We start from the raw sequence: 24,498 nt of genomic DNA on the forward strand, positions 1-24,498 counted from the left end.
GAAGCGATCATCTCGAGGGTGTCGCGCTCGCGGGCGAGCTCGCCCGCCATCGCGGCGGCCAACTCGGGATCGAGCTCACCGAGAGACTGGGTATTCACCGAAGCGGTCGTCTGCGTCACGACCCTCAGTCTATGGCCCGCGCGCGGGCACCCGAGCACGGGGATAGCGCAAGCCCGGCCCGCGCGCGAGTTGGGAGATGCAGGTCACACCCTCGCGACGCGGTCAGGCGGGTGCGCCCATCCGCCGGATCGCGCCCGGGGTGAGCGGCTCGTCGAGCAGGCGGCCGAACCGCTCGACGCGGTCCTGCGCGTCGGCGGCGTCGTCGAGCCAGCCGCCGAGCAGCCGGTAGCCCTCGACGTAGGTGCTGATGTAGGCGCGCCACAGCGGCGAGGACAGGAACCGCAGCGCCTGACGCGCCCGCTCGGGGGTGGCCAGGCTCCAGCGCTGCAGGAACGCCGCCACCTCGTCCTCGCCACGGTGCTGATCGTGCAGCAGCAGCGCGGCGTCCTGGCGCACGCTGAGCAGTTTCGCCGAGGCGGTGGCGAAACGCTCGGCGCGTTCGCCGTCGAAACGCAGGCCCAGATCGGCGTAGATCTCCTGCGCCCAGGTACCCCAGCCGGGCCCGATGATCGACTGCAACGCCAGATCGGCCAGCCCCTCGGCCATCAGGCACTGCGGGGTGTTCACCAGGAACAGCGTCTGCTCCTCCTCGCCCGCCGCGACCAGCCCGGCCTCCTTGCGGCAGTGCTCGGTGTGATGACCCGGGTACGCCTCGTGGGCGATCAGCGCGGGCAGGTTGGCCATGTGCTGTTTGAGGTCGGAGTTGATGGCGACCTTGGAATGGAAATTGCCCAGGTAGTAGTTGAAACCGGACCACGGCTTGTCGCCGACCACCTCGTAGGTGACGGTCTCGTGGTCGGGCAGCGGGTAGCGCTCGCGCACCCGCTCGCGCAGGGCACTGGAGAACGCCTCGACGCAGGTGGCCAGCTTCTCCGGCGGGATCTCGTCGCCGCGCCGGTAGGCGGACACGCGCTCGGCCAGCGGGCCCTCGCCGCCGATGACCTCGTCCATCAGGCGGTGCGCCTCGCGGTAGTCGTCGGGGTCGCCGGGGGCGATGTCGACGTCGAAGTAGGCGCGCACCTCGTCGACGAAGCCGATCCGCTCGCCGGCGAACTTGCGCGCCGAGCACTCCATCGCCACCAGGTGCGCGTCGAGGAACTCGGTGCGCCGCGCCGAGAGCCCGGCCTCGGGCAGGGCCGCGCGCAGCTCGACGGCGCGGCGGACCAGCTCGGCGGGTTCGGGGGCGGGCGCGTTCTCGCTGTCGCGGCGCAGCTGCGGGTCGCCGGTGTAGGCGTCGACGAAGCCGTCCTCGAGCCGATCGAAAGCCAGTCCGAGCCGCAGGTATTCAGTGACGAGTGGAAATGACCCCATACGCGACGACCTTACGGGGTGAATCGGAAAAGCGGGCCCTACCTCGGCGTTGTTACTCGTTACCGACCAGTAGCCAAACCCCCTGTTGCGCACGGATGGCTGATACGGAGCACAATCGCGCTATGCGGTCAGAGTTATCCCGGATCTCACCCGACGGGCAGCCCAGCTGTGCGGACGCGCCCGGACGGAGCGTCGGGTAGGTGGCACGGATCAGCGAGCCGAGCCCGTATGTGGAGTTCGACCGGAAGCAGTGGCGCACCCTGCGCAAGTCGACTCCCCTGGTCCTGACCGAGGAGGAACTGACCGGCCTACGCGGTCTCGGTGAGCAGATCGATCTGGAGGAAGTGGCCGAGGTCTACCTGCCGCTGGCCCGGTTGATCCACCTGCAGGTCGCGGCCCGGCAGCGGCTGTTCGCGGCGACGGCGACCTTCCTCGGGGAGAAGCACCCCGACAAGCAGGTGCCGTTCGTGATCGGGGTGGCGGGCAGTGTGGCGGTCGGCAAGTCGACCACCGCGCGCGTGCTGCAGGCGCTGCTGGCCCGCTGGGATCACCATCCCCGCGTCGACCTGGTGACCACCGATGGATTCCTCTATCCCACCGCCGAACTCACCCGCCGGGGCATCATGCACCGCAAGGGTTTCCCGGAGAGCTACGACCGGCGCAAGCTGCTGCGCTTCGTCACCGAGGTGAAGTCGGGCGCGGAAGTGGCCTGCGCGCCGGTGTATTCGCACGTCTCCTACGACATCGTGCCCGACGAACAGCACTGTGTGCGGCAGCCCGACATCCTCATCGTCGAGGGTCTCAATGTGCTGCAGACCGGCCCGCGGCTGATGGTCTCGGACCTGTTCGACTTCTCCATCTACGTCGACGCGCGCATCGAGGACATCGAGAACTGGTACGTGCAGCGCTTTCTCGCGCTGCGCAAGACCGGCTTCGCCGACCCCGACGCGCACTTCCACCACTACGCCGGGTTCAGCGACGAACAGGCGACCGCCGCGGCGCGCGACATCTGGCACTCCACCAACCGCCCCAACCTGGTGGACAACATCCTGCCGACGCGGCCGCGCGCGACCCTGGTGCTGCGCAAGGACTCCGACCACACCATCAACCGGCTGCGCCTGCGCAAGCTCTGAGCGCGCGGCCGCGCGGCCGGGCAACACACGGCACAGCGCGGCGGGACGGACCCGCTAGGCGGTCGGCGCGCCCAGCGAGACCACCTGCGTCGCCAGCTCCGAGCGCGCCCCGCCGCGTTGGACGACCAGCACCCCGCGCGGGGTGTCGCGCGCGTCGGTCGGGTCACCGGCGACGACCTCGATGATCGCCTCCTGATCGCGCGGGAGCATGTCGACCACCGGGTACTCGCCGACCGGCGCCCAGCCCTGGGCGGCCGACTGCAACCGGTCGACGGTGCCGGGCGCGCCGGGCACGTCGGCCCATTTGCGGGTGGCGACGGTGATGGTGTCGCCCGCGTCCCAGCGCGGGGAGTAGGCCGAGGAGCAGTCGCCGGGCAGCTCCGGCAGGTCCTGCACCTCGTTGGTGGTGACGTCGATGGTCGCGACGTGGCCGATGCCGCAGGAGGCGCTGCGCGCGGTGGTGCCCGCCAGCACGAAGGTGTGCCCGTCGGGTCCCGCGGCGGCGGCCAGGCCCGCGTCGATCCCGGGGACGCGGCCCAGCGGCAGGATGGCGTCGGCGCCGATCGCGTACAGGTGGCTCTTCTCCCACCACAGCCCGCGCGACTCGACCCGGGCCACCAGCAGGTAGTCGTCGGTGGCGGCGACCAGCCGGGCCCCGTCCCACGACCCGCCCGACAGCGGGCTCGGCGAGGACGGCAGTTCCACGTCGCGTTCGGGCGCGGCGGGGGTGGTGTCGGCCAGGTCCATGCTCATCACCTGGCCCGGGTCGCGCCACCAGCCGATCACCGAGCCGCGCAGGGCGGCCGCGTCGGTGCAATCGCACTCGATGCGCGAGACCGAACCGTCGCGCACGCCGACCGCCACCAGGGTCTTGCTGGTGGTCTCCACGGCGAAGGCGTACTGGCCGTCGCGGGTGAAGCCGACCGCGGCCGAGGAATAGCCGAAGCCGCCGGGGGCGCGCAGGGTATCGGCCCCACGGACGACCACCAGCTCACCGGGCGTGCGATAGGCGAACACCGGCCCCTTGGCCGCCTGTTCCTCGGCGGGTGTCAGGCGCGGCGGCGCCGGGTCCTCGGCGGTCCCGCACCCCGCCACCAGCGCGACAGCGCTCGACACCGCACCGAACACCGCCAGGCGCCAGCCCACCCCTGCCTTGGTCGCACTTCCCACCGTTCACCCCTCGCTCGCGTCGTCGGGCCCGCTTTCTCGCGGCAGCCTAGCCCGCGCGCGGCCGGGATCAGGGCTACTCGGCTACAACTTCCAGGCCGCGTCGAGCCTGGTCGCCACATCGATATTGCGCACCGCGGCGATCTCGGGTTTCCGGATCTCCTGGGCGATGTAGCGGGCGACGAAGCGGCGGATCTCGTGATCGACACTGGCCAGCACCCGCAGCAACTGCCCGCGCTTGGTGGCGCTGGCGACATTGACACGCACGTCGCCCGGACGCGGTTCGGCGATGTCGATGACCACCCGCAGCGGGTCGGCGGTGCGTGCGGTCAGGTGCAGGTGCACCGTGCCGTCGACGCGGAAGCGGGACCGGTCCACCGCGAGGTCGACCACCAGGTCCACGTGCAGCGGAATGGTGAGTTCGAAGGAGATGTGGGCGTCGATGAAGCGCAGGATGCGCGGCCTGCCCAGTTCCACCTGCGCGGTGACCTTGGCCAGGCGACCCGGCCCCACCCCGATCGGGCCGAAATCGAAAGCGGCGCCGGTGAGTTCACCGAACGCGTCGGCGATGCGCTGCTCGGAGACGGCGTATTCCAGGAAACGCCTACCGAATTCCTCATAGCTGATGTAAGAAGGCTGTTCGGGCTGCACTGACCGCAGAGTACGCGACCCCTACGACATCAGACGCCGAAACGACGGTGCCGCGCGGCGTAATCCCGTAGGGCGCGCAGGAAGTCGACACGCCGGAACTCCGGCCAGTACGCCTCGGTGAACCAGATCTCCGAATAGGCGCTCTGCCACAACAGGAATCCCGAAAGCCGCTGCTCACCAGAGGTTCTGATGACCAGATCCGGGTCGGGCTGCCCGGAGGTGTAGAGGTTCTGGCCGATCGCGTCGACGGTGATCGCCTGCACCAGGTCCTCCCCCGACTCGCCCGCGGCGATCTCACCGCGCACCAGCGAGCGCACCGCGTCGGTGATCTCCTGCCTGCCGCCGTAGCCGACCGCGACGTTCACGTGCACGCCGTCGCGACCGCTCGTGCGTTCGGCGGCCACCCGCAGCCGCTTGGCGATCAGTTCGGGGAACCCGCCGAGCGAACCGACGATGCGCACGCTCCAGTTCTGCTCCGGCGCCGACAGTTCCTCGACCACATCGGTGATCACCTCGAACAGGGTCTCGAGCTCGTCGGGATCGCGGCGCAGGTTCTCGGTGGACAGCAGATACACGGTGACCATCTCGATGCCCTGATCGGCACACCAGCCCACCAGCTCGGCGATCTTGAGCGCACCGACGCGGTGGCCGTGGCTGACATCGGTGAACCCGTTCTCGCGGGCCCAGCGGCGATTGCCGTCGCACATCACGGCGACGTGGCGGGGATGCTGCTTGCCGGCCAGCTGCTTGGACAGCCTGGCTTCGTAGATGCGATAGGGCAGTCCACGTAACCGGCCGAGTAACTCCACATCCCGCACCCTACGCCTGGCCCGCCGACGCACCGCGGACCCGCCGGAGCGGGTGTGGTGGTTGGCACTTTTGTGGTGGTGACGCGGGCTTCTGCCGTACCGTTGCGCGTAACTTACGGTTCCGTAGGTTTTGTCTTCGGGAGGTCCTTGTGGAGGGTGTGCAGGTTTCCGGTGTGCCCGTCGCGCTGGTGAAACCGCGGTTCCGTGGCTGGATCCACACCTGGGCGGTGGGCATCGCCGCCGTGGCCGTCGCGGTGCTGGTGACCTTCGGGTTCGGGGTATCGGCGACGGCGGGCTGGTCGACGCTGGTGTACGGGGTGTCGGTGTGCGCGCTGTTCGGGATCAGCGCGGTGTATCACCGGGTGACCTGGAACAGCGTGCGGGCCAGGGTGCGGATGAAACGCGCCGATCACTCGATGATCTTCCTGTTCATCGCGGGCAGCTACACCCCGTTCGCGCTGCTCGGCCTGCCGGGGCCGACCGGGCGCACACTGCTGGCCGTGGTCTGGGCCGGGGCGCTGGCCGGGGTCGCGCTGAAACTGCTGTGGCCGACCGCGCCCCGCTGGGTGGGGGTGCCGCTGTATCTGCTGCTGGGCTGGGCGATCGTGCCGGTCGCGCCGGAACTGCTGCGCAATGTCGGCGTGCTGCCGCTGGTGCTGCTCGCGATCGGCGGCGTCATCTACAGCGTGGGGGCCGTGCTCTACGCGACGAAGTGGCCCAATCCGTGGCCGGACTTCGGGCATCACGAGTTCTTCCACGCCGCGACAGTGCTCGCGGCGGTGTGCCATTACCTGGCCATCTGGCTGGTCGTCCTGGGCTGAATCGGCGCGTGCGCGCGTCCCCCGCCCGCGCGCCTTCTATGCTGGACAGTCGTGTCACCCGTCAGCGCAGCTCGCGAGGCCAGGGCGTCCGCGGGCGCCACGCTGGGTCGCGTGTTCGAACGGCTGGTCCGCTGGGCGTTGCAGTCCTATGTGGGGCTGGCCCTTGTCGTCATCACGGCCAATATGGTCGGTCTCGCCGCCATCTTCCTGATCTCCTGGGCGGGCGGTGTCTTCACCCGCGTCGGCGAGGACTGGCACGGCGCCGCGGTGGCGATCATGATCTACCCGGCCGTCGCGCTCACCGCGGGCGTCGCGATCGCGCTCTGGGACCGGCGCCGCTACCTGCGCTGGCTCGACGACGGCCGCAAACCCACTCCCGACGAAGCGCGCGCCCTGGTGCGGCTGCCCGCGGCCATCACCGTGCGCGCCATCGCGCTGTGGACACCGGGCATCCTGCTCACGGTCTACCTGGTCGACCACTACACCGACTATCACAATGTCCCGGTGCTGCTGTCGGGCTTCGCGCTCGGCGCGCTGGAGGCCGCGGGTGTGGGCTATCTGATCCTGGACCGGCTGATCCGGCCCGCGGTGCCGATCGTGGCCGCGGTGCTCGGACCGACCGTGCACCCCACCTCGACCGTGCTGGTGCGGGTACTGGTCACCTGGGCGGTCTCGGGCGCGCTGCCCGGGCTGATCATCATCGTCGTCCTCAGCGACCGGTCCAGTCCCGCCTCGGACCGGGTGCGGGCCGCCTGGCTGTTCTCGATCGTGGCGCTGCTGGTCGGCGCTCTGGCGACCGGCCTGCTCGCGCGCTCGGTGGCCACGCCGATGCGCGCGATGTACCGGGCGCTGGACCGGATCACCCGCGGCGAACTCGACGTGCGGGTGCCGGTGGGCAGCACCAGCGAGATCGGGCGGCTGGAGCATTCGGTCAACGAGCTGGCGGCGACGCTGCGCGACCGGATGCACACCGAGGACGTCTTCGGCAGGCACGTCGGTTCCACGGTGGCCGAACGCGCGCTGGCGGGCAGCACCGATCTCACCGGCGATCTGCGGATCGTGTCGGCGCTGTTCGTCGACGTGACGGGCTCGGTGCAGTTGTCGGCGGAGATGGCGCCGACGGAGTTCGTGCACAAACTCAACCGGCTGCTGGCCACCGTCGTGGCGGCCACCGAGGACAACGGCGGCCTGGTCAACAAGTTCGCCGGTGACGCCGCCCTGTGCATCTTCGGCGCGCCCTCGGCCCTGCCCGACGACGCCACCCCCGCCCTGCGCGCGGCCCGCCGCATCCGCGACGAGGTGGTCGCCACCGGGGAACTCGACATCGGTATCGGTGTGGCCCGCGGCCAGGTCTTCGCCGGTGACGTGGGCTCCGACACCCGCCTGGAGTTCACCGTCATCGGCGACGCCGTCAACGAGGCCGCCCGCCTCACCACCGTCGCCAAGGAGGCCCCCCGCCGCATCCTCGTCAGCGACGCCCTCCTCCAGGCCGCCACCCCCGCCGAACGCGCCAAATGGAAGCGCTACAAAGACCTCCGCCTGCGCGGCATCCCCGGCCGCACCCGCACCTGGACGGATCTCCCACCGACCCGCTGAGGGCGGACCGGGCGCGCGCAAGCGGCCGGCTATCGCTGGAGTGCCGCCGCCAGGTCGGCGGGGTCGGTGACCGGCAGGTCGCAGACCGAGCCGCGGCAGACGTAGGCCGCCGGGGTGCCGTTCACCAGCGGACGATCGGCCAGCAGGGGTGCGGTGTCCGGCGGGGCGGCGAGGACGATCGAGCCACCGGGGGCGGCGGCGCGGGCGGTCGCGAGGAGTTCCGTCGCGGCCGACGACTTCTCGGTGGCGGCGATGGCGATCTGGATCGGACCGCGCACGGCGGCTTCGGCGACGGCGAGCCAGTGTCCGGCGGTGCGCGGCGCGCGGGCCAGCAGAACGGCACCGCGGGCCAGGGTGTGGTCGGCGAGTTCGCGATAACGCACGGCCGCCTCGGGATCGGCGACGGCGGACGCGGTGAGCAGCGCCTCGGCCAGCACCGAAGTGCCCGAGGGAGTGGCGCCGTCGATCGGGTCGCGGGGGCGGGCGACCAGGGTCTCGGCGTCGTCGGCGGTGTCGAACCAGCTGCCGGGGCGCTCGGGGTCGGCGAAGTGGGCGACGGCCGCGTCGAGCACGAGCTGCGCGGCGGCGAGCCAATCCGGTTCGCCCGTCGCCTGATACAGCGCCAGCAGTCCGGTGGCGCACCAGCCGTAGTCCTCGAGCACGCCGGGCGGGGTACCGACGACACCGTCGAGCGAGGCTCGCCGCAGCCGTCCGTCGACGAGGTGCACGTCGAGCAGGAACCGCCCGCAGCGCACCGCGGCGGCCACCCACGACGGTTCCTCCAGTGCCGCACCGGCTTCGGCGAGCGCGGTGATCGCCATCCCGTTCCAGGCGGTGACCACCTTGTCGTCGCGTGCGGGCTGCGGACGTTGCGCGCGCACCCGCGACAACTGCGCGCGCAGACGGTCGAACCGCGCCGACTGCTCGCTGTCGACCGGATCGCTGCGCCGGGTGAGCACGGAGGTGCCCTGCTCGAAGTTGCCCGCCGTGGTGACACCGAAAGCCTCCGCGGCCCAGACCCCGTCGAGCGGACCGAGTTCCCCGATCAGCTCGCTCGGCGTCCACACATAGGTGGCGCCCTCCACCCCCGGTCCACCCGGCTCGAGCTGGGTGTCGGCGTCGAGCGCGGAGGCGAATCCACCCTCGGCGGTCCCGAGATCGGCGAGCAGGAACTCCACGGTCTCGCGCGCGACCCGGTGCGGCAGCGACTCCAGCGGTGTGGCGGGCGCGCGGCGCGCGAGGTGCGCGTAGGCGCGCAGCAGCAGCGCGTTGTCGTAGAGCATCTTCTCGAAATGCGGGATCAGCCAGGCGGTGTCGACGGCGTAGCGGGCGAAGCCACCGCGCAGCTGGTCGTAGATGCCGCCGCGCGCCATCGCCTCGGCCGTGCGCTCGACCAGCTCGAACACCGCCCGGTCACCGGTGCGCTCCCAGTGCCGCAGCAGACCTTCCAGCAGGGCCGAGGGCGGAAACTTCGGCGCCCCACCGAATCCGCCGTTCGTCCGGTCCTCGTCGGCGGCCACGGCGAGCACGGCCTTGTCGAGAAGTTCGGGGACGACGGCGAATTCGGCGTCGGGCAGTCCGGTCGCCTGCGCGCGCAGGGCCTCGGTGACCTGGTCGGCGGCCTTGTCCACATCGTCGCGGCGGTTGCGCCAGGTGTCGGTGATGGCGGTGAGCAGCTGGGTGAACGAGGGCATCCCGCCGCGCGGCTGCTTCGGGTAGTAGGTGCCGCAGTAGAAGGGGGCGCCGTCGGGGGTGAGGAAGCAGGTCATCGGCCAGCCGCCCTGCCCGGTCATGGCGACGGTCGCGTTCATGTACACCGCGTCCAGATCGGGCCGCTCCTCGCGGTCGACCTTCACGCAGACGAAATCGGCGTTCATCAGCTCGGCGGTGGCCGGGTCCTCGAACGACTCGTGGGCCATCACGTGGCACCAGTGACACGAGGCGTACCCGATCGACAACAGGATCGGCACGTCGCGCGCCGCCGCCTCGGCCAGCGCGTCGGCATCCCACTCCCGCCAATGCACCGGGTTGTCGGCATGCTGACGCAGATACGGTGAAGTCGCGCTACCCAACCGGTTCACACCGCCAGCCTTCCACACCCGCCCTGGCCGCGGGCAACCCCCCGCGCTCCTCAGCGCAGTGACCGCGGCACCGGCTGCGCCGCGAGCCGGTCGGCGAGGAATTCGGCCATCTGGGACCGTGCGGTCTTCGCCTGCCGGACCAGCCCCGGCAGCGTGATGAAGGCGTGCGGGGCGCCCGGGTGTTCGCGGAGCAGGGCGGGGGTGCCCGCGGCCTGGAGCCGCTGCGCGTAGCGGCGGCCGTGGTCGGCCAGGGGGTCGACGGTCGGAACCAGGACCAGGGCCGGGGCCAGGTCGCGCAGGTCGGCGTGGATCGGCGAGACGGCGGCCGGGTCGGCGCCCGGGGGAAGGGCCAGTCGCTGGAAGTAGCGCAGGCGGGCGAGGGTCAGCATCGGGCTGTCGCCGGGGTCGGTCATCGAGGGGTAGTCGAGCATCGACGCGGTCGGGTCGACGGCCGGGTTGACCAGGATCTGGGCGCGCAGCGGCAGACCCGCGTCCCTGGCCCGGATCGCGGTCACGGCCGCGATGAGCCCACCGCAACTCTCGCCCGCGACGGCGATACGCGCCGGGTCGATCCCCCAGTCCGCGGCGTCGGTGACCACGTGGCGCAGCACATCCCAGCCGTCGTCGACGGCCGCCGACAGCGGGGTGTCCGGCGCCAGCAGCCGATGCTCGACCGAGACAACGACGGCGGGCAGCCGGGCGGCGAAATGACTGTTCGCCCAATCGCATTGCGCCGCGGTGCCCATGTAACCGCCACCGTGGACGTGCACCACGAGCGGCAGCGCCTCCCCGGCCGTATGCCTTGGCCGGTGGACGCGCACCGGGATCACCCGATCCGGCAGGGCCACCTCCTGCCAGGTGATCGTGGCGCCGCGATCCGGGAACCCGGCGATCAGCCCGGCCGGTCGGGACGAAGCCGTGCGATTCACGGCCGCGCCGAAAGCGGCCAGTTCCTGCGCCGTCAGCGTCTCCCAGTCCGGGTCCTTCCGCACGGCGTGCAGCAACCGCACACCCAGCGACACCTTCTCCCGGCGGGTCCCCTCGTTCATGCCGTACCTCCTCGATCACGCCGCGTCGGACACGCGGTCACCGGACACGGCACCAGCATCGCCCGCGCGCGAATCGAAGTATTGGACAAATGTTCCCGCAGGCGGAGTCACCCGGTGGGTGCGTACGGGCGGCCCGCCCACGCGACATCGTCGACGGACAGCCACGGCGCGGTCGCCAGCGTCGCCGGTGTCAGCCCCGTGAACGACACGGCCGCGCGGCTCAGATGCGACTGGTCGGCGTAGCCGCTCGCCGCCGACACCACGGCCGGACTGTCCCCCGCGGCCAGCCGATGGGCGGCGTTGTCGAAGCGCACCAGTTGCGCGGCCTGCTTCGGCGTCACCCCGAGCTGTGCCTTGCACCGCGCCCAGAGCCGTTTACGGCTCCACCCCACCTCGCCCGCCAGCGCGTCCACCCGAATCCTGCCCTGGGACACCACGATCCGGCGCCACGCGAAGGCGACCTCCGGGTCCACCCGGCTCCCCGCGGCCCCGCGCCGGAGCAGCTCGGCCCGCACGATCGCGAATCGCGCGTCCCATCCCGGCGCGACGCGCAGCCGCTCCCGCAGCCACTCGGCGTCGCGGCCCCACACCTCGTCCAGCGCGGCCACCGGCGCGCCCTCGGGCGGACCGAGGACGGCATGGGCCACCACCGGCGACAGCCGCACCTGCATCAGCTCGGCCTCGCGCGCCCGCCCGGTGACCTGTGCCGCCCCGAGCCCGACCACCGCACTCCCCCGCTGCTGCGCCCCGCCCTCCGTGTCCACCAGCCACCCGTCCCCGAAATCGAGGAAGATTGTCGCCGCCGGATACGGCACCACCCGCAACTCGATATCCGTCGCCGCCCGCCCGGCGAACCCCGCCAACCCGACCCCCGCCATCGACCACTCCGGGACCGCGACATCGACCACGGCCCCGGCGATCCGAACCGGCTCCACGGGCACACCGCCATGGTACGAGCGGGCCCGGTCCCGCCCTGGAAACCGCTGCTCAGTGGGTGCGGGGTGGGGCATGATGAAGGTGCAGAACTCGTCGTGCACTCGAACAGGAAGACGCGCAGATGGCCCCGCAGCTGACACTCTCAGCCCAGCGAGCCGCGCTGGAACGGGAGTGGGCGCAATGGGTGCCCGCGGGCGGGGCGGCGCCGGGCAGTTCGGCGGTGCGGACCGAAGTGGCGCAGTCCTGGTCGCGGTCGTTGCGCACGGTGGACCCGGGCCGCGACTGCGCGCCGGAGAGCGAACCCGACGACATCGGACCGCGGTGGGCGCGCTCGCCCCTGCGCGCGCCGGTCACCGAGTTACGCGAACAGTTGCGCGGCGTCGCCGACGCCGGATTCGTCGCCGCGGTCACCGACGCCTCGGGCACCATCCTGTGGACCGACGGCGGACCGGTCATGCGCCGACGCGCCGAACAGGTGAACTTCGCCCCCGGCGGCCGTTGGGACGAGGCGCACATGGGCACCAACGCGCTGTCGCTGGCGCTGCGCACCGACCGGCCGCACACGGTCTTCTCGGCCGAACATCTGGTGGCCGCCCTGCACGGCTGGGTCTGCTACTGCGCGCCGATCCGCGCCGCCGACGGCACCCTGCTCGGCGTGCTCGACCTGTCCACCACCTGGCAGCGCTCCCATCCGCTGGCCATGGCCACCGTGCGCTCGCTGACCACCGCCATCGAAGCCGAACTGCGCGCGGCCACACCCGCACCGGCCGGTATGCGCCTGACCTGCCTGGGCGGCGGCACCCTGCTCCGCGACGGCGTCCCGATCCGCCTGCGCCCCCGCCAGCTGGAAATCCTCACCCTGCTCGCCCTCGACGACAACGGCTACACCCACGAACGCCTGCACTACGCCGTCTACGGCGACCGCGCGGTCGGCGCCAGCACCCTGAAATCGGAGATGTCCTACCTGCGCCGCGCCACCGGCGGCGACATCACCAACCGCGTCTACCGCTTCACCACCCCCCTGTCCTGCGACGCCGTCGACGTCCTGCACGCCCTGGAATCCGGCGACCTGACCACCGCGGTCCGCCGCTATCACGGCCCCCTGCTACCGGATTCGGACACCCCGGGCATCCGCGCCTGGCGCGACCACCTCACCGTAGCCATGCGCAACGCCGTCCTGTCGAGCCCCGACGCCGACCACGCCCTGACCTACGGCGAAGCCGCCCCCGACGACATCACCATCCACGAACACGCACTGACCCTGCTGTCCACCCGTGACGCGCGACGCGCCGTGGCCGCGGCCCGCCTGCACAGCGCACTTCGCGCCTGATCGGTCCGGGTTCAACCTTTCCTCAACCCTGGCGGCGGATAGTGATGGGCGTCACGATTCACCGGAATCAGCGAGGAGTCTCCGCACATGATCTATGCCAAGCCGGGTGCCGAGGGCAGCATCGTCAGCTACGCCAAGCGGTATGACAATTTCATCGACGGGAAGTGGGTTCCGCCGGTGGAGGGGCGGTATTTCGAGAACACCTCGCCGGTGGACGGGCAGCCGTTCTGTGAGATCGCGCGGTCCTCCGCGGCCGATGTGGAGCTGGCTCTCGACGCCGCCCACCGCGCCGCCGACGCGTGGGGTGAGACCTCGCCCGCCGAGCGCGCCAATATCCTGAACAAGATCGCCGACCGGATCGAGGCCAATCTCGAGGCGCTGGCCGTGGCCGAGACCTGGGACAACGGCAAGCCGGTCCGCGAGACCCTGGCCGCGGACCTGCCGCTGGCGGTCGACCACTTCCGCTACTTCGCCGGTGTGCTGCGCGCGCAGGAGGGCGGGATCAGCGAGGTCGACAAGGACACCATCGCGTACCACTTCCACGAGCCGCTGGGCGTGGTCGCGCAGATCATCCCGTGGAACTTCCCGATCCTGATGGCCACCTGGAAGCTGGCGCCCGCGCTCGCTGCCGGTAATGCCGTGGTGCTCAAGCCCGCCGAGCAGACGCCCGCCTCGATCATGAAGGTGGTCGAACTCGTCGCGGACCTGCTGCCGCCGGGAGTTCTCAACGTGGTCAACGGTTTCGGCGTCGAGGCGGGCAAGCCGCTGGCGTCGAGCCCGCGCGTGGCCAAGGTCGCCTTCACCGGTGAGACCACCACAGGCCGGTTGATCATGCAGTACGCCAGCGAGAACATCATCCCGGTGACCCTCGAGCTGGGTGGCAAGAGTCCCAATATCTTCCTGCCCGATGTGATGGCCGCCGACGACGACTTCCTCGACAAGGCGATCGAGGGTTTCGTGATGTTCGCGCTCAACCAGGGCGAGGTGTGTACCTGTCCCTCGCGCGCGCTGATCGCGTCCTCGATCTACGACGAGTTCATGGCCCGCTGCGTGGAGCGCACCAAGGCGATCGTGAGCGGTGATCCGCTCGACGAGGCCACCATGATCGGCGCGCAGGCCAGCAACGACCAGTTCGAGAAGATCCTGTCCTACATCGACATCGGCAAGAAGGAAGGGGCCGAGATCCTCACCGGCGGCGCGGTGCGCAGCGTCGACGGGCTCGACGGCGGCTACTACATCGAGCCGACGATCTTCCAGGGCCGCAACGACATGCGCGTGTTCCAGGAGGAGATCTTCGGCCCGGTCGTCGCGGTGACCACCTTCGACTCCACCGACGAGGCCCTGAAGATCGCCAACGACACCCTCTACGGCCTCGGCGCGGGCGTGTGGACGCGCGACATGAACACCGCCTACCGCCTCGGCCGCGGCATCAAGGCGGGCCGGGTGTGGACCAACTGCTACCACGCCTACCCCGCGCACGCGGCCTTCGGCGGGTACAAGAAGTCCGGCATCGGCCGCGAGAACCACAAGATGATGCTCGAGCACTACCAGCAGACCAAGAACCTGCTGGTCAGCTACTCGCCGCAGAAGCTCGGCTTCTTCTGATGGTGCGGCGCGTCGACCTCACCGACCAGGCGGCGACGCTGCTGCGGGAACTGACCGGGCAGCACGGCCCGGTCATGTTCCACCAATCCGGCGGCTGCTGCGACGGCAGCTCCCCGATGTGCTACCCGCGCGGCGAATTCCGCGTGGGCGCCTCGGACGTGCTGCTGGGCCATCTGCCTGGGGACACCCCGTTCTGGATGAGCGCCGACCAGTTCGAATACTGGAAGCACACCCATCTCACCGTCGACGTGGTGCCCGGCCGGGGCAGCGGTTTCTCGCTGGAAGCCCCCGAGGGCGTGCGGTTCCTGATCCGCTCGCGCCTGCTCACCGACGACGAGGTGGCCACGCTGGAATCCCAGCCCCCGCCACCCACCGGTGACTCCGTCCCACAGTGATGTGAAACACCAGCTGAAACACTGTTTCCGCAGGTCGGCGGCGCTCGATACGCGCCGCTGACCTGCGGGATCCACGGCCGTAACAGTCATCAACCATTCTTCAACCCTCGACGATCACCGTTGCCGTCGCTACGCGCTTGTTTGTTGATGAGGGAGCTTTCCTGTGAGTACCGACGCGATTCCCACCACGGCTACGGACACACCCGCCGACGACTATCTCGCCAAACGCACCCTGCGCTCCGGTTCGGCGGGCTGGGTGCTGCTGGCCGGTCTCGGCGTGAGCTATGTGATCTCCGGTGACTATTCCGGGTGGAACTTCGGCCTGGCCGAGGGCGGTTTCGGCGGTCTGCTGATCGCCGCGATCGTCATCGCCGCCATGTATCTGGCCATGGTGCTCGGCATGGCCGAACTCTCCTCGGCACTGCCCGCGGCGGGTGGCGGCTACACCTTCGCCCGGCGCGCGCTGGGCCCGTGGGGTGGATTCGCCACCGGCACGGCGATTCTCATCGAGTACGCGATCGCGCCTGCCGCCATCGCCACCTTCATCGGCGCGTATGTGGAGTCGCTGAACCTGTTCGGGATCACCGACGGCTGGTGGGTGTATCTGGCGGTGTACGCGCTGTTCATCGGCATCCATCTGGGTGGCGCGGGCGAGGCGCTCAAGGCGATGTTCGTGATCACCGGTATCGCGCTGGTGGGCCTGGTGATCTTCGCGGTCGCGGCGATCGGGAAGTTCGACGCCGCCAACCTCACCGACATCACCCCCGACGCCGAGGCCACCGGCGCCTCGGCCTTCCTGCCCTTCGGCTACCTGGGTATCTGGGCGGCGATCCCGTTCGCGATCTGGTTCTTCCTCGCGGTCGAAGGCGTGCCGCTGGCGGCCGAGGAGGCGACCGAGCCGGAGAAGAACGTGCCCAAGGGCATCATCGTCGCCATGCTGCTGCTGGTGGTCACCGGCGCGGTGGTGCTGTTGCTGGTGACCGGCGCGCTGGGCGCCCAGGACGCGTCGGCCTCGGGCAACCCGCTGGTGGAGGCCCTCGGTGACAGCCCGGCGGCCAAGGTGGTCAACTACATCGGCCTGGCCGGGCTGGTGGCCAGCTTCTTCTCCATCGTCTACGCCTACTCCCGGCAGACCTTCGCCCTCTCCCGCGCCGGCTACCTGCCGACCAGCCTCTCGGTGACCAACTCCCGCAAGGCGCCGATGCTGGCGCTGATCGTCCCCGGCCTGATCGGCTTCGCCCTCTCGCTCACCGGCGAAGGCGCGATGCTGCTGAACATGGCCGTGTTCGGCGCCGCGGTGAGCTACGTGCTGATGATGGTGAGCCACATCGTGCTCCGGGTCCGCGAGCCGAACATGCCGCGCCCCTACCGCACGCCCGGCGGCATCGCGACCACTTCGTTCGCGCTGGTCATCGCGGCGGTGTCGGTGGCGGCGACCTTCCTGGTGGACCCGAAGGCGGCGCTGTTCACCCTCGGCGTCTTCTGCGCCTTCCTGGCCTACTTCGGCCTCTACAGTCGTCATCACCTGGTCGCGAAGTCGCCCGACGAGGAGTTCGCGGTCCTGGCGAAAGCCGAACAAGACTTGGAGTAGCCGCACCGAGTACGCCAGGCAGCGACCCACTCGCTGCCTGGCGAGCACCCGAATCCGCGAAAGGAGACGGCGCCCGATGACCGTGTATCGCAGCTCTGTCGGGGTCACCACCCACACCTTCGACGGCCTGGTCGACCTGCTGGCCAAGGCCACGCCGCTGCGCAGCGGCGACCAGCTGGCCGGGTGCGCGGCCGAGACCGACGCCGAGCGGGCGGCCGCGCAGTGGGCGCTGGCCGAGGTGCCGTTGCGGACCTTCCTCGACGAGGTCGTGGTCCCGTACGAGACCGACGAGGTGACCCGGCTGATCATCGACAGCCACGACCGCCTCGGCTTTGCCCCGATCGCGCATCTCACGGTCGGCGGGTTGCGGGACTGGCTGCTCGCCGTCGCCGCGACCGAGACCGCGGCGGAGACGCTGGCCGCGGTCTCACCGGGACTCACCCCCGAGATGGTGGCCGCGGTCTCGAAGATCATGCGCAACCAGGACCTCATCGCGGTCGCCAAGGCCGCTGAGGTGCGCGCCGGATTCCGCACGACGATCGGGCTACCCGGCCGGTTGAGCACCCGCCTGCAACCCAATCACCCCACCGACGACCCGCGCGGCATCGCCGCCGCCACCCTCGACGGTCTGCTGCTCGGCTGCGGCGACGCGGTGATCGGCATCAACCCCGCCACCGACTCCCCGCAGGCAACGGCCGACCTGTTGCGCCTGCTCGACGAAGTCCGGCTGCGCTTCGACATCCCCACCCAGTCGTGCGTGCTCTCCCACGTCACCACCACCATCGGCCTGATCGAGGCGGGAGCGCCGGTGGACCTGGTCTTCCAGTCCGTCGCGGGCACCGAGGGCGCCAATACCGGTTTCGGCGTGAACATCTCGCTGCTGCGCGAGGGCAACGAGGCCGGGCGCTCGCTCGGGCGCGGCACCGTCGGCGACAATGTGATGTATCTGGAGACCGGGCAGGGTTCGGCACTGAGCGCGAATGCCCATCTGGGCGTGGGCGATCGGCCTGTCGACCAGCAGACCCTGGAAGCCCGCGCCTACGCGGTGGCCCGCGACCTCCAGCCGCTGCTGGTCAACACCGTGGTCGGCTTCATCGGCCCCGAATACCTCTACGACGGCAAACAGATCATCCGCGCCGGCCTCGAGGACCACTTCTGCGGCAAGCTGCTCGGCCTGCCGATGGGTGTCGACATCTGCTACACCAATCACGCCGAAGCCGACTCCGACGATATGGATACCCTGCTCACCCTGCTGGTCGCGGCGGGCTGCGCCTTCGTCATCACGGTGCCCGGCGCCGACGATGTGATGCTCGGCTACCAGAGCCTGAGCTTCCACGACGCCCTCTACGCCCGCAGTATCGGAAACCTCCGTCCCGCACCGGAATTCGAGTCGTGGCTGGCCGGGCTCGGCATGCTCGACGCCGACGGCCGAATCCGGCAGGTGGCGCCGCTGTCCTCGCCGCTGCGCGCTCTGACGGTGAACCGATGAAACCAGTTCTGCGCATCGTGCGACCGCAGCCGGAGCCGAGAGGACACATCGTGGGCGAGCTGACCCCGGACGAGCGCGCCGAAGACGCGGTGGCCCAGGAGTTCTGGCGCGAACTGCGCCGCAGCACCCAGGCCAGGATCGGGCTCGGCCGCACCGGTGACGCCCTGCCGACCGCCGAGGTGCTGGCCCTGCGCGCGGCGCACGCCGCCGCCAGGGACGCGGTGCACGTCCCGCTGGAGATCGAGATCTTCACCGAACAGATCGCGAGCATGGCACTCGGGCACCCGGTCGCGGTGACCAGCCGCGCGGCCGACCGCTCGGAATACCTGCGCAGGCCGGACCTTGGCCGGCTGCCCGCCGACCTCACCGGCATCGAGCACACCGGCGCCGATATCGGTGTCGTGCTCGCCGACGGCCTGTCCCCACGCGCCCTCACCGACCACGGCGCCGGTCTGCTGGCCACCCTCGCCGACGAACTCGCCGACCGCTACACCCTGGCCCCGCCGGTGATCGCCACCCAGGCCCGCGTCGCCCTGGGCGACCACATCGGCGCGGCCCTCGGCGTGCGCACCGTGCTGGTCCTCATCGGCGAACGCCCCGGCCTCTCGGTCGCCGACAGCCTCGGCGTCTACCTGACCCACGACCCCCGCCCCGGCCGCACCGACGCCGAACGCAACTGCGTGTCCAATATCCACCCGCCCGAGGGCCTCACCTACGCCGACGCCGCCCGCGTGGTGGCCGGATTGGTCGCCGGTGCCCGCGCGCTGGGCCGCTCCGGCGTGGCGCTGAAAGACGAAACCCGCACGGCCACACCGATAGCCCGGGCTGACTCAGACACCCTAGAGTGATCCCCATGATCCGCACCGCCGCCCTCGCCCATGTCCGCGACCGCAGGCTGATCCAGACGCGCCCGGAAGGCAAAGAGGTCTTCTACATGGCGGGCGGCAAGATCGATCCCGGCGAGACTCCGCTGGAGGCGCTACATCGCGAGATCGAGGAAGAACTGGGCGTCGGCCTGGCCGGAGTCGCCGAACTGGGCATCTTCGAGGCCGAGGCCTACGGCCACGCCAGCAACACCGGCCTGCACATGACCTGTTTCCTGGCCGACTTCACCGGCGAGCCCTACGCCACCGGCGAGATCGCCGAATTCCGCTACTTCACCGTCAGCGAATACGCCGCCATGGACCACGTCGCCCCCGGCTCCCTGCTGGTCTTCAAACACCTGCACGAACTCGACCTGATCGACTGGTAGCCGAAACACTTGATGCGACAACCACGATGGCACTGTCATGGAGATGACCTCGTCGGAGCGGCGGGCTGCGCTACGTCAGCTCGTCGTCCTGTTCGGCCTGATGAACACCATGATCGAACTGAGCGTCAGCGGGGCGCCGCGCTCGCTCACCGAACACGCCACCGCCGCCCGCGACATCATCGGTGAACTGGTCACCGACTTCGCGCAGGCGGGTTAGGTCGCGGGCTTGGGCGGGTCGGTGCTCTCGTGCTCGGCGGGAATCGCGCCGGGCTCGGTGCCCTCGTCTGCCTTCTGATCCGGTTCCGGATGCTCGGGCTCGAAGGTCTCGGGCAGTCCCTTGAGATGCTTGTTCATCGAGCGGACCAGCAGCACCGTGCCCGCCAGCAGGACCAGCACGATCAGCAGACCCAGCGGCGAGGCCTTGCCGAACTCGGGACCGGTGGGGGTGTTCTGAGCGAGAAGAGCCAACATCACCGGTCGGCGTCCTCGATGCCGGCGAACAGGTCGGTCTCCGGGATGGCGGTGGACACTCTCGTCTTGGCCAATTCGAACTCCTCGGTCGGCCAGAGCCGCTGCTGCAATTCCAGCGGGATCGCGAAGAACGCCCCGTTGGGATCGATCTGGGTCGCGTGCGCGCGCAGGGCGTCGTCACGCTGGGGGAAGTATTTCGAGCACTCGATCTGGGTGGTGACCCTGGCCCAGGCATCGTCGCGCTTGTACTCGCGCATCCGGTCCAGCCACTCCTGCAGCGGGAACGGCTCGCCGATGCGCTCGTATTCGCCGGCGAAGGCCTCCAGCCGCTTCATCGAGAAGCCGTGGTCGTAGTACAGCTTGAGCGGTGTCCACGGCGCACCCGCGCCGGGGAACTTCGTGGGATCGCCCGCCGCCTCGTAGGCCGCCATCGACACCTCGTGGCAGCGGATGTGGTCGGGGTGCGGGTAGCCGCCGTTCTCGTCGTAGGTGGTGATCACGTGCGGGCGGAACTCCCGCACGACCCGCACCAGCGCCTCGGTGGACTCCTCGAGCGGCACCAGCGCGAAGCAGCCCTCGGGCAGCGGCGGCAGCGGGTCGCCCTCGGGCAGACCCGAGTCGACGAAACCGAGCCACTGCTGGCGCACGCCCAGCGCGTGCGCGGCCGCCGCCATCTCCTCGCGACGCACCTCCTCGATCCGGTCCAGGACACCGGGGGTGTCCATGGCCGGGTTGAGGATGCTGCCGCGCTCACCACCGGTCAAGGTCACGACCAGCACGTCCACGCCTTCGGCGGCGTAGCGCGCCGTGGTCGCGGCGCCCTTGCTGGACTCGTCGTCGGGGTGGGCGTGCACAGCCATGAGGCGAAGGCCACTCACGTCTCGTTCACCATCGCTCTCGCTCGCGGGTGTCAGAACTTCGTTCCCTATAGTTCCATCCGACCCCCCGTTTGTTCCGACCACCCCCGGGAGCGAGAAACCGATGAGCGACCCCGCACCGGACTCCGCGGCCGACCCGGCCGCCGCAGCCGCCCGACACGCCGACCGTTACGGCGCGAAGCCACCGGCGCGTCGGCTCTGGCTGATGGTGCTGCTCGGTGTCGGCGTGGTGGTCGCCGGGTTCGGGGTGGCCTATCTCGGCTTCCAGAAATACGGGCCGAAGGCGATCGAGACCGAGCAGCTCGGCTATGTCGTGGTCGACGACTCCACCCTCGAGATCCGCATGAAAGTGACCCGTGACGAGCCCCAGCGCGATGTCGTGTGCTTCGTGCGGGCGATGGATCGCGACGGCGCCGAGGTCGGCAGGCGCGAAGTCCTGGTGCCCGGATCGGAGTACACCAGTGTTCAGGTGACCACCACGGTCAAGTCCTCGACGCGCGCCTCGGCGGGCGACATCTACGGCTGCACCGAACAGGTTCCGGACTATCTGCGCGTGCAGTGAACCCGCTGCGCCCGGCCTGACCTGCATATTTATGAGACATGCTAAAATGGGCTGATACACGGTTCCGGGGCTCGGAGCCGTGTTTGCTGCATTGGCGGCCAGCGGTGCTGTTTCCGGGTTACGGGTTCACCCCAGGATCGCTCCAGCCGTCGGGCTGGCGCATGCCCTCGTGATCGAGGTCACCGCGCCGGTTTCAGGGAATCCCGGTGCGCCGGGAACAACTACTAGGGAGTGATCGAGATGACCGAGAATGTGACCTGGCTTACCCAGGAGTCGCACGACAGGCTCAAGGGCGAGCTGGACTCGCTCATTGCCAATCGTCCGGTCATTGCCGCCGAGATCAACGAGCGTCGCGAAGAGGGCGACCTCAAGGAGAACGGCGGCTACCACGCCGCGCGTGAGGAGCAGGGCCAGCAGGAGGCGCGCATCCGCCAGCTGCAGGAGCTGCTGAACAACGCCAAGGTCGGCGTCGCCCCCACCAAGTCCGGTGTGGCCCTTCCCGGCTCGGTCGTCACGGTCTACTACGACGGTGACGAAGGCGATACCGAGACCTTCCTCATCGCGACCCGCGAAGAGGGCCTCGGCGCCACCGATCTCGAGACCTACTCGCCCAACTCGCCGCTGGGCGGCGCGCTGATCGACGCCAAGGTCGGCGAGACCCGCGAGTACACGCTGCCCAACGGCAACACCATGAAGGTGACCTTGGTCAGCGCGGAGCCGTACCACGGCTGAGCCCGGCCACGCCGAGCCCGCACGAACCGAACCCGAACGCGAGCGCCCGCATCCGAACATCGGATGCGGGCGCTTCGTCATGTGCGGGGCTCCGTCTCAGCTCAGGGCCTGCTCGACATCGGCGAGCAGGTCGCTGATGTCCTCGATACCGACCGAGAGCCGCACCAGATCGGCGGGCACCTCCAGCTCCGAACCCTCGGTGCTGGCGTGGGTCATGGCGCCCGGGTGCTCGATGAGCGACTCGATCCCGCCCAGCGATTCGGCCAGGGTGAAGATGCGGGTGCGCGAGCAGAACTTCAGCGCCGCGTCCCGGCCACCGGCCAAGCGCACCGAGATCATGCCGCCGCGGCGGCGCATCTGCTTCTGCGCGATCTCGTAGCCGGGGTGGGTGGGCAGGCCCGGGTAGATCACCTGGGAGATGGCCGGGTGGTTGGTGAGGAACTCCGCGATCACCTCGGCGTTGTCGCAGTGCTTCTCCATCCGCACGGCCAGGGTCTTGATGCCGCGCAGGGTGAGGAAGGCGTCGAACGGGCCGGGCACCGCGCCCGCGCCGTTCTGCAGGAACGCGAACGCGGTGTCGAGTTCCTCGCTGTTGGTGATCAGCGCGCCACCGACCACATCGGAGTGCCCACCCAGGTACTTGGTGGTGGAGTGCAGCACGATGTCGGCGCCCAGCAGCAGCGGCTGCTGCAGGTACGGGGTGGCGAAGGTGTTGTCGACGACCAGCTTGGCGTCGGCCTCGTGCGCGATGTCGGCCAGCGCGGGGATGTCACCGATGCTCAGCAGCGGATTGGTCGGCGTCTCGACCCAGACCAGCTTGGTGTTAGGGCGGATGGCCGCGCGCACCGCGTCCAGGTCGGCGATGTGGGCGGGCGAGTGCTCGATGCCCCACTGGCTGAAGACCTTGTCGATGAGCCGGAAGGTGCCGCCGTAGGCGTCGTCGGGGATGACGATGTGGTCACCGGGCCGCAGCACCGCGCGCAGGGCACAGTCGGTGGCCGCCATGCCCGAGGCGAAGGCGCGACCGTAGCTGCCGGACTCGAGGGCGGCGAGGTTGGCTTCCAGCGCGGTGCGCGTGGGGTTGCCGGTGCGCGCGTACTCGTAGCCGCCGCGCATCCCGCCGACGCCGTCCTGGGCGAAGGTCGAGCTCGCGTAGATCGGCACGTTCACCGCGCCGGTCTGAGGATCGGGTTCATATCCGGCGTGGATGGCCCTGGTCGAGAATCCCAGCTCACTCATGGCCCCAGACTAGTTGGCCGGTTCCGGCGCGCGGTGCGGGGGTGCGGGCGTGCACGATGTGCCGGATTCGCCCGGCACGCTGGGGTTAGGCTGACGCCATGGTGACTGTCGAGGAACTGTTCGCGATCGACCCGCTGCTCTCGCCGGAGGAGCGCGAAATCCGCGACACCGTGGCCCGATTCGGCGAGCGCAGGTTGCGTCCGCATGTGGCCGACTGGTTCGAGCAGGGCACCTTCCCGGCTCGCGAGATCGCCCCGGAACTGGGCAAGCTCGGCCTGCTCGGTATGCATCTCGATGGCTACGGCTGCGCGGGCGCCTCGGCCACCGCCTACGGGCTGGCCTGTCAGGAGCTCGAGGCGGTGGATTCGGGCGTGCGCAGCATGGTGTCGGTGCAGGGCTCACTGGCCATGTCGGCCATCCACTTCTACGGGTCCGAGGAGCAGAAGCAGCAGTATCTGCCCGCGATGGCGGCCGGTGAGCTGATCGGCTGCTTCGGCCTCACCGAACCCGACTTCGGCTCCAACCCGGGCGGCATGCGCACCCGTGCCCGGCGCGACGGCGACGACTGGGTGCTCAACGGCTCCAAGATGTGGATCACCAACGGCTCGGTCGCCGATGTGGCCGTGGTCTGGGCCTATGCCGAGGAACCCGGCGAGGACAAGCCCCGCGTGCGCGGCTTCCTGGTGCCCGCGGGCACCCCCGGCTTCACCACCCGCGAACTGCACCGCAAACTCTCGCTGCGCGCGTCCCTCACCGCCGCACTGGATTTCGACGACGTGCGCCTGCCCGCCGAGGCGGTACTCCCCGGTTCCCGCGGCCTGAGTGCCCCGCTGGCCTGCCTGAGCGAGGCCCGCTTCGGCATCGTCTTCGGCGCGCTGGGCGCGGCCCGCGACTGCCTGACCGCCGCCATCGACTACGCCCGCACCCGCGAGGTCTTCGACAAGCCGCTCGCCGGCTACCAGCTCACCCAGGCCAAACTCGCCGACATGGCACTCGAGCTGGGCAAGGGCCAGCTGCTCGCGCTGCATCTGGGCCGGTTGAAGGACCGGCACGAGATCACCGGCGAGCAGATCAGCGCGGGCAAGCTCAACAGCACCCGCGAGGCCATCGCCATCGCCCGCGAGTGCCGGACCATCCTGGGCGCCAACGGGATCACCCTCGACTACCCGGTGCTGCGGCACGCGAACAACCTGGAGTCGGTGCTCACCTACGAGGGCACCGCCGAGGTGCATCAGCTGGTGCTCGGCAAGGCCCTCACCGACGCCAACGCCTTCCGCTAG

General features: G+C 70.2%; 24 protein-coding genes. 14 read left to right on the top strand and 10 right to left on the bottom strand.

What is annotated here, in order from left to right; genetic code table 11:
* Positions 1-222: 222 nt before the first annotated feature.
* Positions 223-1,431, bottom strand: coding sequence for a DUF885 domain-containing protein (locus ACWEMY_RS19705; protein ID WP_452391180.1), 1,209 nt, complete (start codon positions 1,429-1,431; stop codon positions 223-225).
* A 200-nt stretch (positions 1,432-1,631) separates the two neighbouring features.
* On the opposite strand from ACWEMY_RS19705, the gene coaA reads away from it, so the two are divergent.
* Complete coding sequence (gene coaA / locus ACWEMY_RS19710; RefSeq protein ID WP_278261211.1) at positions 1,632-2,564, top strand: type I pantothenate kinase; 933 nt, start codon at positions 1,632-1,634, stop codon at positions 2,562-2,564.
* 54 nt (positions 2,565-2,618) lie between these two features.
* Here coaA and ACWEMY_RS19715 read toward each other — a convergent pair whose 3' ends face one another.
* The 3 genes from ACWEMY_RS19715 to ACWEMY_RS19725 all read right to left on the bottom strand — a co-directional run bounded on the left by ACWEMY_RS19715 (position 2,619) and on the right by ACWEMY_RS19725 (position 5,200).
* On the bottom strand, positions 2,619-3,734 hold the full coding sequence (locus ACWEMY_RS19715) for a hypothetical protein (protein ID WP_452391181.1): 1,116 nt from the start codon (positions 3,732-3,734) through the stop codon (positions 2,619-2,621).
* Positions 3,735-3,815: 81 nt separating this feature from the next.
* Complete coding sequence (locus ACWEMY_RS19720) at positions 3,816-4,382, bottom strand: hypothetical protein (RefSeq protein WP_278261213.1); 567 nt, start codon at positions 4,380-4,382, stop codon at positions 3,816-3,818.
* Positions 4,383-4,411: 29 nt separating this feature from the next.
* Positions 4,412-5,200, bottom strand: coding sequence for an isoprenyl transferase (locus ACWEMY_RS19725; protein WP_375929912.1), 789 nt, complete (start codon positions 5,198-5,200; stop codon positions 4,412-4,414).
* Positions 5,201-5,349: 149 nt separating this feature from the next.
* Here ACWEMY_RS19725 and trhA point away from each other — a divergent pair, with 149 nt between their 5' ends.
* Together trhA and ACWEMY_RS19735 are read left to right on the top strand one after the other, a co-directional pair.
* Positions 5,350-6,012: a PAQR family membrane homeostasis protein TrhA gene (gene trhA / locus ACWEMY_RS19730; RefSeq protein ID WP_375929913.1), complete on the top strand. Its 663-nt coding sequence runs from the start codon at positions 5,350-5,352 to the stop codon at positions 6,010-6,012.
* A 51-nt stretch (positions 6,013-6,063) separates the two neighbouring features.
* Positions 6,064-7,608: an adenylate/guanylate cyclase domain-containing protein gene (locus tag ACWEMY_RS19735; RefSeq protein ID WP_452391182.1), complete on the top strand. Its 1,545-nt coding sequence runs from the start codon at positions 6,064-6,066 to the stop codon at positions 7,606-7,608.
* A gap of 29 nt (positions 7,609-7,637) precedes the next feature.
* Here ACWEMY_RS19735 and ACWEMY_RS19740 read toward each other — a convergent pair whose 3' ends face one another.
* The 3 genes from ACWEMY_RS19740 to ACWEMY_RS19750 form a co-directional block, all read right to left on the bottom strand.
* Complete coding sequence (locus ACWEMY_RS19740; RefSeq protein ID WP_452391183.1) at positions 7,638-9,689, bottom strand: thioredoxin domain-containing protein; 2,052 nt, start codon at positions 9,687-9,689, stop codon at positions 7,638-7,640.
* Between the two features lie 50 nt (positions 9,690-9,739).
* Entirely contained in the window at positions 9,740-10,738 is a 999-nt protein-coding gene (locus tag ACWEMY_RS19745) for an alpha/beta hydrolase (RefSeq protein ID WP_452391184.1), read from the bottom strand.
* A 107-nt stretch (positions 10,739-10,845) separates the two neighbouring features.
* Positions 10,846-11,679 (bottom strand): helix-turn-helix domain-containing protein, encoded by an 834-nt coding sequence (locus ACWEMY_RS19750; RefSeq protein ID WP_452391185.1) that lies wholly within the window; start codon positions 11,677-11,679, stop codon positions 10,846-10,848.
* 116 nt (positions 11,680-11,795) lie between these two features.
* On the opposite strand from ACWEMY_RS19750, the gene ACWEMY_RS19755 reads away from it, so the two are divergent.
* From ACWEMY_RS19755 to ACWEMY_RS19790, 8 genes are all read left to right on the top strand, one after another.
* On the top strand, positions 11,796-13,004 hold the full coding sequence (locus ACWEMY_RS19755) for a GAF domain-containing protein (RefSeq protein WP_452391186.1): 1,209 nt from the start codon (positions 11,796-11,798) through the stop codon (positions 13,002-13,004).
* An 87-nt stretch (positions 13,005-13,091) separates the two neighbouring features.
* Positions 13,092-14,609, top strand: coding sequence for an aldehyde dehydrogenase (gene adh / locus ACWEMY_RS19760; RefSeq protein WP_452391187.1), 1,518 nt, complete (start codon positions 13,092-13,094; stop codon positions 14,607-14,609).
* Positions 14,609-15,004 (top strand): DUF779 domain-containing protein, encoded by a 396-nt coding sequence (locus ACWEMY_RS19765; protein WP_452391188.1) that lies wholly within the window; start codon positions 14,609-14,611, stop codon positions 15,002-15,004. The genes adh and ACWEMY_RS19765 overlap by 1 nt, the downstream gene beginning before the upstream one ends.
* Positions 15,005-15,167: 163 nt before the next feature.
* Entirely contained in the window at positions 15,168-16,595 is a 1,428-nt protein-coding gene (eat, locus tag ACWEMY_RS19770; RefSeq protein ID WP_452391189.1) for an ethanolamine permease, read from the top strand.
* Between the two features lie 76 nt (positions 16,596-16,671).
* Positions 16,672-18,084 (top strand): ethanolamine ammonia-lyase subunit EutB, encoded by a 1,413-nt coding sequence (locus tag ACWEMY_RS19775; RefSeq protein WP_452391190.1) that lies wholly within the window; start codon positions 16,672-16,674, stop codon positions 18,082-18,084.
* A gap of 89 nt (positions 18,085-18,173) precedes the next feature.
* A complete protein-coding gene (gene eutC / locus ACWEMY_RS19780) occupies positions 18,174-18,932 on the top strand; it encodes an ethanolamine ammonia-lyase subunit EutC (protein WP_452391218.1) in 759 nt (252 codons plus the stop codon).
* Between the two features lie 5 nt (positions 18,933-18,937).
* Positions 18,938-19,336, top strand: a complete 399-nt coding sequence (locus tag ACWEMY_RS19785; RefSeq protein ID WP_452391191.1) for an NUDIX hydrolase — start codon at positions 18,938-18,940, stop codon at positions 19,334-19,336.
* 43 nt (positions 19,337-19,379) lie between these two features.
* A complete protein-coding gene (locus tag ACWEMY_RS19790) occupies positions 19,380-19,553 on the top strand; it encodes a hypothetical protein (protein WP_452391192.1) in 174 nt (57 codons plus the stop codon).
* Here the strand turns inward: ACWEMY_RS19790 and ACWEMY_RS19795 are convergent.
* Entirely contained in the window at positions 19,550-19,807 is a 258-nt protein-coding gene (locus tag ACWEMY_RS19795; RefSeq protein ID WP_375935448.1) for a hypothetical protein, read from the bottom strand. The two genes, ACWEMY_RS19790 and ACWEMY_RS19795, sit on opposite strands and share 4 nt — an antisense overlap.
* Positions 19,807-20,667, bottom strand: a complete 861-nt coding sequence (gene mca, locus ACWEMY_RS19800) for a mycothiol conjugate amidase Mca (protein ID WP_375929926.1) — start codon at positions 20,665-20,667, stop codon at positions 19,807-19,809. Before mca ends, ACWEMY_RS19795 begins: the two co-directional genes overlap by 1 nt.
* Positions 20,668-20,788: 121 nt before the next feature.
* On the opposite strand from mca, the gene ACWEMY_RS19805 reads away from it, so the two are divergent.
* Positions 20,789-21,247: a DUF4307 domain-containing protein gene (locus ACWEMY_RS19805; RefSeq protein ID WP_452391193.1), complete on the top strand. Its 459-nt coding sequence runs from the start codon at positions 20,789-20,791 to the stop codon at positions 21,245-21,247.
* Between the two features lie 240 nt (positions 21,248-21,487).
* Positions 21,488-21,979 carry a transcription elongation factor GreA gene (gene greA / locus ACWEMY_RS19810; protein WP_278261238.1) on the top strand — a complete coding sequence of 164 codons (492 nt, stop codon included), beginning with the start codon at positions 21,488-21,490 and terminating at the stop codon, positions 21,977-21,979.
* A 96-nt stretch (positions 21,980-22,075) separates the two neighbouring features.
* Here the strand turns inward: greA and ACWEMY_RS19815 are convergent, their stop codons facing one another.
* Positions 22,076-23,218: a cystathionine gamma-synthase gene (locus ACWEMY_RS19815; protein WP_375929928.1), complete on the bottom strand. Its 1,143-nt coding sequence runs from the start codon at positions 23,216-23,218 to the stop codon at positions 22,076-22,078.
* Between the two features lie 98 nt (positions 23,219-23,316).
* Between ACWEMY_RS19815 and ACWEMY_RS19820 the strand changes: the two genes are divergently transcribed.
* Positions 23,317-24,498 (top strand): acyl-CoA dehydrogenase family protein, encoded by a 1,182-nt coding sequence (locus tag ACWEMY_RS19820; RefSeq protein ID WP_452391194.1) that lies wholly within the window; start codon positions 23,317-23,319, stop codon positions 24,496-24,498.

The organism is Nocardia sp. NPDC004415 (genome assembly GCF_053602435.1).

Excerpts from the sequence above, each read along its gene's own strand:
- ACWEMY_RS19705 (WP_452391180.1), bottom strand. The coding sequence starts at position 1,431 with ATGGGGTCATTTCCACTCGTCACTGAATACCTGCGGCTCGGACTGGCT.
- mca (WP_375929926.1), bottom strand. The coding sequence starts at position 20,667 with ATGGCTGTGCACGCCCACCCCGACGACGAGTCCAGCAAGGGCGCCGCG.
- ACWEMY_RS19775 (WP_452391190.1), top strand. The coding sequence starts at position 16,672 with ATGACCGTGTATCGCAGCTCTGTCGGGGTCACCACCCACACCTTCGAC.
- greA (WP_278261238.1), top strand. The coding sequence starts at position 21,488 with ATGACCGAGAATGTGACCTGGCTTACCCAGGAGTCGCACGACAGGCTC.
- adh (WP_452391187.1), top strand. The coding sequence starts at position 13,092 with ATGATCTATGCCAAGCCGGGTGCCGAGGGCAGCATCGTCAGCTACGCC.
- ACWEMY_RS19745 (WP_452391184.1), bottom strand. The coding sequence starts at position 10,738 with ATGAACGAGGGGACCCGCCGGGAGAAGGTGTCGCTGGGTGTGCGGTTG.
- ACWEMY_RS19785 (WP_452391191.1), top strand. The coding sequence starts at position 18,938 with ATGATCCGCACCGCCGCCCTCGCCCATGTCCGCGACCGCAGGCTGATC.
- ACWEMY_RS19820 (WP_452391194.1), top strand. The coding sequence starts at position 23,317 with ATGGTGACTGTCGAGGAACTGTTCGCGATCGACCCGCTGCTCTCGCCG.
- ACWEMY_RS19790 (WP_452391192.1), top strand. The coding sequence starts at position 19,380 with ATGACCTCGTCGGAGCGGCGGGCTGCGCTACGTCAGCTCGTCGTCCTG.
- ACWEMY_RS19795 (WP_375935448.1), bottom strand. The coding sequence starts at position 19,807 with ATGTTGGCTCTTCTCGCTCAGAACACCCCCACCGGTCCCGAGTTCGGC.
- ACWEMY_RS19755 (WP_452391186.1), top strand. The coding sequence starts at position 11,796 with ATGGCCCCGCAGCTGACACTCTCAGCCCAGCGAGCCGCGCTGGAACGG.
- ACWEMY_RS19815 (WP_375929928.1), bottom strand. The coding sequence starts at position 23,218 with ATGAGTGAGCTGGGATTCTCGACCAGGGCCATCCACGCCGGATATGAA.
- ACWEMY_RS19765 (WP_452391188.1), top strand. The coding sequence starts at position 14,609 with ATGGTGCGGCGCGTCGACCTCACCGACCAGGCGGCGACGCTGCTGCGG.
- ACWEMY_RS19805 (WP_452391193.1), top strand. The coding sequence starts at position 20,789 with ATGAGCGACCCCGCACCGGACTCCGCGGCCGACCCGGCCGCCGCAGCC.